General features: G+C 60.4%; 8 protein-coding genes. 1 reads left to right on the top strand and 7 read right to left on the bottom strand.

Annotated features, from left to right (window positions below; genetic code table 11):
* Positions 1-141: 141 nt before the first annotated feature.
* The 3 genes from AC07YV_RS23210 to AC07YV_RS23200 are packed head-to-tail and all read right to left on the bottom strand — an operon-like array spanning position 142 to position 2,657.
* Positions 142-915, bottom strand: a complete 774-nt coding sequence (locus AC07YV_RS23210; protein WP_102701562.1) for a MetQ/NlpA family ABC transporter substrate-binding protein — start codon at positions 913-915, stop codon at positions 142-144.
* A gap of 60 nt (positions 916-975) precedes the next feature.
* A complete protein-coding gene (locus tag AC07YV_RS23205) occupies positions 976-1,650 on the bottom strand; it encodes a methionine ABC transporter permease (protein ID WP_008018443.1) in 675 nt (224 codons plus the stop codon).
* Positions 1,650-2,657 carry a methionine ABC transporter ATP-binding protein gene (locus tag AC07YV_RS23200; protein WP_102701561.1) on the bottom strand — a complete coding sequence of 336 codons (1,008 nt, stop codon included), beginning with the start codon at positions 2,655-2,657 and terminating at the stop codon, positions 1,650-1,652. The genes AC07YV_RS23205 and AC07YV_RS23200 overlap by 1 nt, the downstream gene beginning before the upstream one ends.
* Before the next feature lie 210 nt (positions 2,658-2,867).
* On the opposite strand from AC07YV_RS23200, the gene katE reads away from it, so the two are divergent.
* Complete coding sequence (gene katE / locus AC07YV_RS23195) at positions 2,868-5,006, top strand: catalase HPII (protein ID WP_102701560.1); 2,139 nt, start codon at positions 2,868-2,870, stop codon at positions 5,004-5,006.
* Between the two features lie 103 nt (positions 5,007-5,109).
* On the opposite strand, the gene AC07YV_RS23190 is transcribed toward katE, so the two are convergent.
* From AC07YV_RS23190 to zur, 4 genes are read right to left on the bottom strand one after another with little or no spacing between them, the layout of a single operon-like run.
* Positions 5,110-5,826: a PA5502 family lipoprotein gene (locus tag AC07YV_RS23190; RefSeq protein WP_102701559.1), complete on the bottom strand. Its 717-nt coding sequence runs from the start codon at positions 5,824-5,826 to the stop codon at positions 5,110-5,112.
* Positions 5,827-5,863: 37 nt separating this feature from the next.
* Positions 5,864-6,652 (bottom strand): zinc ABC transporter permease subunit ZnuB, encoded by a 789-nt coding sequence (gene znuB / locus AC07YV_RS23185; protein WP_015092904.1) that lies wholly within the window; start codon positions 6,650-6,652, stop codon positions 5,864-5,866.
* Positions 6,645-7,430 carry a zinc ABC transporter ATP-binding protein ZnuC gene (gene znuC, locus AC07YV_RS23180; protein ID WP_095967855.1) on the bottom strand — a complete coding sequence of 262 codons (786 nt, stop codon included), beginning with the start codon at positions 7,428-7,430 and terminating at the stop codon, positions 6,645-6,647. The genes znuB and znuC overlap by 8 nt, the downstream gene beginning before the upstream one ends.
* A complete protein-coding gene (gene zur / locus AC07YV_RS23175) occupies positions 7,430-7,912 on the bottom strand; it encodes a zinc uptake transcriptional repressor Zur (protein ID WP_007969799.1) in 483 nt (160 codons plus the stop codon). Before zur ends, znuC begins: the two co-directional genes overlap by 1 nt.
* Positions 7,913-7,920 lie beyond the last annotated feature (8 nt).

Raw genomic sequence — 7,920 nt, 5'->3', positions numbered from 1 at the left:
CGCGAAGGCGGTGGTTCAGCCGACATTGATAGTGGCTGACACACCGCCTTCGCGAGCAAGCCCGCTCCCACAGGGATCTATTTTTCAAGGCACAAAAAAGGGGACGCACTTGGCGTCCCCTGTTTCGTTTCCGCAGTTCAATCAGAACGCCGGCACTACCGCGCCTTTGTACTTCTCGAGGATGAAGGACTTCACTTCCGGGCTGTGCAAAGCTGCAACCAGCTTCTTCATCGCGTCGCTGTCCTTGTCATCCGGGCGAGCTACCAGGATGTTCACGTACGGCGAGTCGTTGCCTTCGATGACCAGCGCGTCCTTGGCCGGATCGAGCTTGGCTTCCAGCGCGTAGTTGGTGTTGATCAGCGCCAGGTCGACCTGGGTCAGCACGCGCGGGATGGTCGCGGCTTCCAGTTCGCGGATTTTCAGGTCCTTGGTGTTCTCGGTGATGTCCTTCACGGTCGACAGGATGTTGTTCGAATCCTTCAACTTGATCAGCCCGGCCTTGGCCATCAGCAACAGTGCACGGCCGCCGTTGGTGGCGTCGTTCGGGATCACCACGTTGGCGCCGCCAGGCAATTCAGCAAGGGTCTTGTACTTGCTCGAGTAAGCGCCCAGGGGTTCCAGGTGCACACCGGCGACAGATACCAGGTTTGTACCCTTGGCCTTGTTGAACTCATCCAGGTACGGCTGGTGCTGGAAGAAGTTGGCGTCCAGGCGCTTTTCCGCGACCTGCACGTTCGGCTGGATGTAGTCGGTGAAGACCTTGACCTTCAGGTCCACGCCTTCTTTGGCCAGAGTCGGCTTCACGAATTCGAGGATCTCGGCGTGGGGCACTGGGGTGGCCGCGACGGTCAGGGTGTCAGCCGCGTGGGCCGAGAATGCGGCAACGGCAGCGAAGGCGACGAGTAGTTTTTTCATTCAGCTAACTCCTTGTGAGGCGCCCGTTTGGCGCCTGCCAGCGAATGGCCGGCTCATGTATTACTTACGGGAAAAGTGGACGACCAACTTGTCGCCAACGGTTTGTAGTACCTGGACCAGGACCAGCAGCAACACCACCGTCACGACCATCACATCGGTCTGGAAGCGCTGGTAACCGAAGCGGATCGCCAGGTCACCCAAACCACCGGCACCCACGACACCCGCCATCGCGGTGTAGGACACCAGTGTAATGGCGGTCACCGTAATCGCCGCGAAGATGCCCGGACGCGCCTCCGGCAGCAAGGCATTGGTGATGATCTGCCGTGTGGTTGCACCCATGGCCTGGGTCGCTTCGATGATGCCGCGATCCACTTCACGCAGGGCGGTTTCCACCAGACGCGCGAAGAACGGCGTGGCACCCACCACCAGCGGCGGGATCGCCCCTGCGACACCGAGGGATGTGCCGGTGATCAACACGGTGAACGGAATCATCACGATCAACAGGATGATGAACGGCAGCGAACGCAGAATGTTCACCACCAGCGACAACATCGCGTAGACGCCTTTGGCTTCCAGCAACTGGCGTGGGCTGCAGAGGAACAGCAGCACGCCCAGCGGCAAGCCGAGCAGTACGGTGAACAACAGCGAACCGCCGAGCATCAGCAGGGTGTCGCCAGTGGCCAGCCAGATTTCGAGCCAGTCGATATTGGCGAAAAAACTTGTCAGGGCTTCCATTAGCGCAGCACCTCCATGTGGACGTCGGCTGCGATGAAGCGGGCGAACGCCGCTTCCATGTCACCGCCGGTCACGGCCAGGGTCAGTTGCCCGTAAGGGATGTCTTTGATGCGGTCGATACGGCCGGCCAGGATGCTGTAGTCCACCCCGGTTTCCCTGGCGACGGTGCCCAGCAACGGCGCGTAGGTCGCTTCGCCCTGGAAGGTCAGACGCACGATGCGACCCGGTACGTGAGCGAAGTCGTCACGCTGTTCGCTTTCGTCGATCTGCTCGTCTTCCTGCACAAAACGTTTGGTGGTCGGGTGCTTCGGATGCAGGAACACCTCGGCCACCGAGCCTTGCTCGACGATCACACCGGCGTCCATCACGGCCACCTGGTCGCAGACCCGGCGGATTACGTCCATTTCGTGGGTGATCAACACGATGGTCAGTTTCAGTTCGCGATTGATCTCGGCCAGCAATTGCAGGACCGATGCAGTGGTTTGCGGGTCGAGGGCGCTGGTGGCTTCATCGCACAGCAGGATTTTTGGCTTGGTCGCCAGGGCGCGGGCAATGCCCACACGCTGCTTTTGCCCGCCGGACAATTGCGCCGGGTATTTTTTCGCGTGGTCGGACAAACCGACCCGCGCCAGCAACTCGGCCACGCGCGAATCGATTTCGCTGCGCGACAGTTCGCCGGCCAGGGTCAGTGGTAGTGCGACGTTGTCGGCGACGGTCTTGGAGGCCAGCAGGTTGAAGTGCTGGAAAATCATCCCGACCTGCTGACGGAAGCGGCGCAGGCCGTTGGCGTCGAGCGCGGTGACTTCTTCACCGTCGACGGTGATCTTGCCGCCGCTGGCGTTTTCCAGGCGATTGATCAGACGCAGCAGGGTACTTTTTCCTGCGCCGGAATGACCAATCAAGCCGAAAACCTGTCCGTTCTCAATCGTCAGACTGGTCGGATGCAGCGCGGGGATTTCCTTACCGGCGACGCGGTAGGTTTTATGGACGTTTTGAAACTCGATCACGTAGCGAACCTTGTGGGGCGCGTTAGAAAAGGGTCAGCGGTTAGCCGGGCGCGCATTTTAGCCTGTCCGTATAGAGGTTCTTAGCATTTATTTCGCATTTGTCCTGTCATTTGGCAATAACGCGATCAAAGGTCAGAAAAAAGGAACGGCTGAATAAGCTCGTCAGTCACTACTTAGGCCACTGGAATATGCCTGAGGAGTTCACGCCTGATGAGTACCAAGAAGCCTGCCGCCACCAAGAGCGTCCTGGCCGGGACCGATACCCCGGATCGCCACAACACCAATGCCAAGCTCGACAGCCTGGAAACATTTCGCTCCGATGCCACTGAGCAGGCCTTGCGCACCAACCAGGGCGTGAAGGTGGCGGACAACCAGAACACCCTGAAGGCCGGGGCCCGCGGGCCGTCGCTGCTGGAAGATTTCATCATGCGTGAAAAGATCACGCATTTTGATCACGAGCGCATTCCCGAGCGCATCGTTCACGCTCGCGGCACCGGCGCCCATGGTCATTTCCAGAGCTATGAAAACCACTCGGTGCTGACCAAGGCCGGTTTCCTGCAGGACCCCGCGAAGAAAACCCCGGTGTTCGTGCGCTTTTCCACGGTACAGGGGCCGCGAGGGTCAGGCGACACCGTGCGTGATGTGCGGGGTTTTGCCGTGAAGTTCTTCACCGACGAAGGCAACTTCGACCTGGTGGGCAATAACATGCCGGTGTTCTTCATACAGGATGCGATCAAGTTTCCCGACTTCGTGCACGCGGTCAAACCCGAGCCGCATAACGAGATCCCTACCGGCGGCTCGGCCCACGACACCTTCTGGGACTTTGTTTCGCTGGTGCCGGAGTCGGCGCACATGGTGATGTGGGCGATGTCCGACCGGGCGATCCCGAAAAGCCTGCGCAGCATGCAGGGCTTCGGCGTGCACACCTTTCGCCTGATCAATGCCGAGGGCAAGTCGCGCTTCGTCAAATTCCACTGGCGCCCTACGGCCGGCACTTGCTCCCTGGTGTGGGACGAAGCGCAGAAGCTTGCGGGAAAGGACGCCGACTACCATCGGCGGGATCTGTGGGAGTCGATTGAGATCGGCGACTATCCGGAATGGGAGTTGGGGGTGCAGGTCATCGAAGAAGAAAATGAACACGCCTTCGATTTCGACATCCTTGACCCGACCAAGCTGATCCCCGAAGAACTCGTGCCCATCACGCCGTTGGGCAAGATGGTGCTGAATCGCAACCCGGACAACTTCTTCGCCGAAACCGAGCAGGTTGCCTTCTGCCCCGGGCATATCGTTCCGGGGATCGATTTCTCCAACGACCCTCTGCTGCAAGGCCGATTGTTTTCCTACACCGACACGCAAATCAGCCGACTCGGCGGGCCGAACTTTCACGAGATTCCGATCAACCGTCCGGTGTCGCCGTTCCACAACGGTCAGCGGGATGCGCAGCACCGCACCACCATCGACAAGGGACGTGCGTCTTATGAGCCGAACTCCATCGATGGTGGCTGGCCAAAGGAAACGCCTGTTTCGGCGCAGGATGGAGGATTCGAGAGCTATCCGGAGCGCATCGACGCCAACAAAATTCGCCAGCGCAGCGAATCGTTCGCTGACCACTTCTCCCAGGCTCGTTTGTTTTTCCACAGCATGAGTGAGCACGAACAGGAGCACATCATCTCGGCCTACAGCTTTGAGTTGGGCAAGGTTGAGCGTGAGGCGATCCGCGTCCGGGAAGTGAACGAAATTCTCGCCAATATCGATCTGGAGTTGGCCAAGCGCGTGGCGCAGAACCTTGGATTGCCTGCGCCGGCTCGAGGAACCGTCGAGGTGCGCAAAACCGCACCGGATCGCTCTCCGGCATTGAGCCAGGCCAATCTGTTGCCGGAGAACATCAAGACGCGAAAAGTCGCGATTCTGGCGGCCAATGGCGTTGATAGCGCTGCGATTGATGCGATGAAGAAAGCGCTTGCGGCAGAGGGGGCTCACGCGAAATTACTGGGGCCGACCTCTGCACCCGTGAAAACCGCCGATGGCAAAACTCTGCCTGTCGATGCTTCGATGGAGGGTTCACCGTCGGTGGCATTTGACGCGGTGTTCGTGCCGGGCGGAGCCGCGTCGATCAAGGCGCTGAGTACGGATGGCGTGGCGTTGCATTACCTGTTGGAGGCATACAAACATCTCAAGGCTATCGCCTTGCAGGGTGAAGCGAAGCAGTTGCTGGATGTATTGAAGCTGGAGGCTGATGCGGGATTGATCCTGGGGGCGGATGCGAAGTTGATCAAAGCGTTTTTCGCCGCGATCGGGCAGCATCGGGTTTGGGGCAGGGAGGCGAAGGCCAAGGCGATTCCGGCCTGATGATCTTCGGAGCCAGATAGATCATCGCGAGCAGGCTCGCTCCCACATTGGATCTGTATAACGACGCAGAACCATTGTGGGAGCGAGCCTGCTCGCGAAGCTTTTAAGGTTTACGCGGACTCAGAACCATCTGCGCCGGAACACTGCGCAAAATCTGCCGCTCCAGCTTCAGGTCAAACTCAGGGTCGAGCTTGTTCACCCGTTTTGTCAGCAGTGTCGCCAGCCAAGGGTAATCATTGGTGCGTGGAGCCTGGATGCTCACGTCGCACTGAAAATTCACCACATCGGCGGCGATGGCATCCAGTTGGCGACGCAGTTTGCCCATATCGTTGATATTCAGCGAGACCGTAGTGCTTTCAGCCGTGAGATCGATGACCTTGGCTTTTGGCTTGGCTTCGGCAGCCTTCAGGGCCGCTTCGGCTTTTTCCAGCTCGGCCTTGCGCGCCTGGGCAATCGAGCCGTTGACTCCGCCGGTCAGTGCCGGAGCCTTGGGCATCAACGAGCGGGCACGGCTCAGGGCGGTCGCAGCGGCATCCACATCACCCTTTTGCAGCACGATCTGGCTGCGGCGCAGATAGGCTTCGGCCAGCTGCCGTTGGTACTGCTCAAGGGAAGCATCGTTGGGCGATTCGGCCTGCAAGGCCGCCAATTGGTCTTCGGCGGTGGCCAGTTCATCGCTGGCGATGTTTTGTTCCAGCTGTACGATGGCCGTGGCTCGCGCATTGGCGGCCTCGGTGGCCGCCGGTGGCGTGCTTTGGCAGGCGCCCAGCAGCAAAGAAAATGCGACAAGGAGCAGATAACGGGAGGCGAACGACTTCATTCCTGCGACTCTCTATTTGCGCAAAAAACGAGCAAGTCTACACCCCTCGACGGGGCAGAACAAAACTCAGCAGAAACAGCGCGGCGGCTGCCACCACAATCGACGGGCCGGCCGGGGTGTCCTTGAACCAGGACAACGCCAATCCGCCACACACGGCGAGTATGCCCAGCAGGCTCGCGCCCAGTGCCATCTGTTCCGGCGAGCGGGCGTGACGTTGTGCCGCCGCCGCCGGGATGATCAGCAACGAAGTGATCAGTAACACGCCAACGATTTTCATCGCCACGGCAATCACCACGGCGATCAGCAACATCAGCGCCAGGCGCAATCCGGCTACCGGAAGGCCTTCGACCCTGGCCAGTTCTTCATGCACCGTGATCGCCAGCAATGGCCGCCACAATGCAACCAGCAAGGCCAGCACGGCCGCACTGCCGCCAAGAATCCAGGCCAGATCGGTTGGACTGATTGCCAGCAGGTCGCCGAACAGATAAGCCATCAGGTCGATCCGCACTTCGTGCATGAAGCTTAGTACCACCAGGCCCAGTGAGAGCGTGCTGGGTGCGAGAATTCCCAAAAGCGTGTCGGATGCCAATGGCTGGCGTTGTTGCAAGGTCACCAGTAACACCGCCAACAGCAAGCAGCCGACGGTCACGGCAACCGTCGGGCTGACGTCCAGCAGGAAGCCCAGGGCTACGCCGAGCAATGCCGCGTGGGACAGGGTGTCGCCAAAATAAGCCATGCGCCGCCAGACCACGAAAGACCCCAAAGGGCCTGCGACAACGGCCAGGGCCAGGCCTGCAAGCAGGGCGTAGAGCAGAAAATCAGCCATGCTTGCAGCCATCTCCGTGAACATGGGGTTGGCCCGATGCGGGCGCCTTGACCACCGAGCCATGCAAGTCGTGGGCGTGGTCGTGATGGTGGTGATAAATCGCCAGGCTTTGTGCGTTTTTTCCGAACAGCTCAACGAACGCCGGATCGCCGCTGACCTGCTCGGGATGGCCGGAGCAGCAGACGTGACGATTGAGGCAAACCACTTGATCCGTGGTGCTCATCACCAGATGCAAATCGTGGGAGACCATCAGCACACCGCAACCGTGACGGTCGCGCAGGCGGGTGATCAGGCTGTACAACTCAGCCTGGCCGGCCACGTCGACACCCTGTACCGGTTCGTCGAGTACCAGCAGTTCCGGTTCGCGCAACAAGGCCCGGGCCAGCAGCACGCGTTGCATTTCGCCACCGGAAACGCTTTGCACCGGGCTGTCGATGACCTGTTCGGCGCCGACTTCCTTGAGTGCCGCCAAGGCCATCGCACGGTCTACGCCTGGCACCAGGCGCAGGAAGCGCAATACCGACAGCGGCAGGGTCGGGTCGACATGGAGTTTTTGCGGCATGTAGCCGACTCGCAGTTTCGGCTTGCGCCAGACGTTGCCGCTGTCCGGTTTCAACAGCCCGAGCACGGCACGCACCAGTGTGGTTTTGCCGGCGCCGTTGGGGCCGATCAGGGTCACGATCTGCCCCGGCTCGACACTCAGCTCAATGTTGTCCAGCACCGGTTGCCCGGCGAACGTGACGGCAACCTGCTCTAGACGGATCAGCGCGTTGCTCATCAAGCCCCCTGGCAACCCGAGCACAGACCGACCACTTCGACGGTCTGGCCTTCGACGATAAACCCGACATCCCTGGCGCTGGCGATGATCGCGTCGCTGATGGACTTTTGCTCGAGCTCGATGGCGGCGTGGCACACACGGCAGATCAGGAACTGGCCCTGGTGTGCATGTTCCGGGTGATTGCAGCCGATAAAGGCGTTGAGCGAGGAAATGCGATGGACCAGGCCGTTTTCCAGCAGGAAGTCCAGCGCGCGGTACACCGTCGGCGGCGCGGCGCGGCGACCGTCCTGCTCGCTGAGGACCGCGAGAATGTCGTAGGCACCCAGCGGCTTGTGGCTTTGCCACACCAGTTCCAGCACCCGCCGGCGCAATGCGGTCAGGCGCAGGCCTTGACGAGCGCACAGGGCATCGGCCTCGGACAAAGCGCTGTGAACGCAATGCGAGTGGTCGTGGGGGCGGCTGGCAATCGGTGTTTTTAGCATGAGCGGCG

The sequence above is a fragment of the Pseudomonas sp. GW456-E7 genome, from assembly GCF_059424105.1.
The sequence above is the reverse complement of the archived record's forward strand: the minus strand, read 5'-3'. Positions and strand labels throughout refer to the sequence as shown.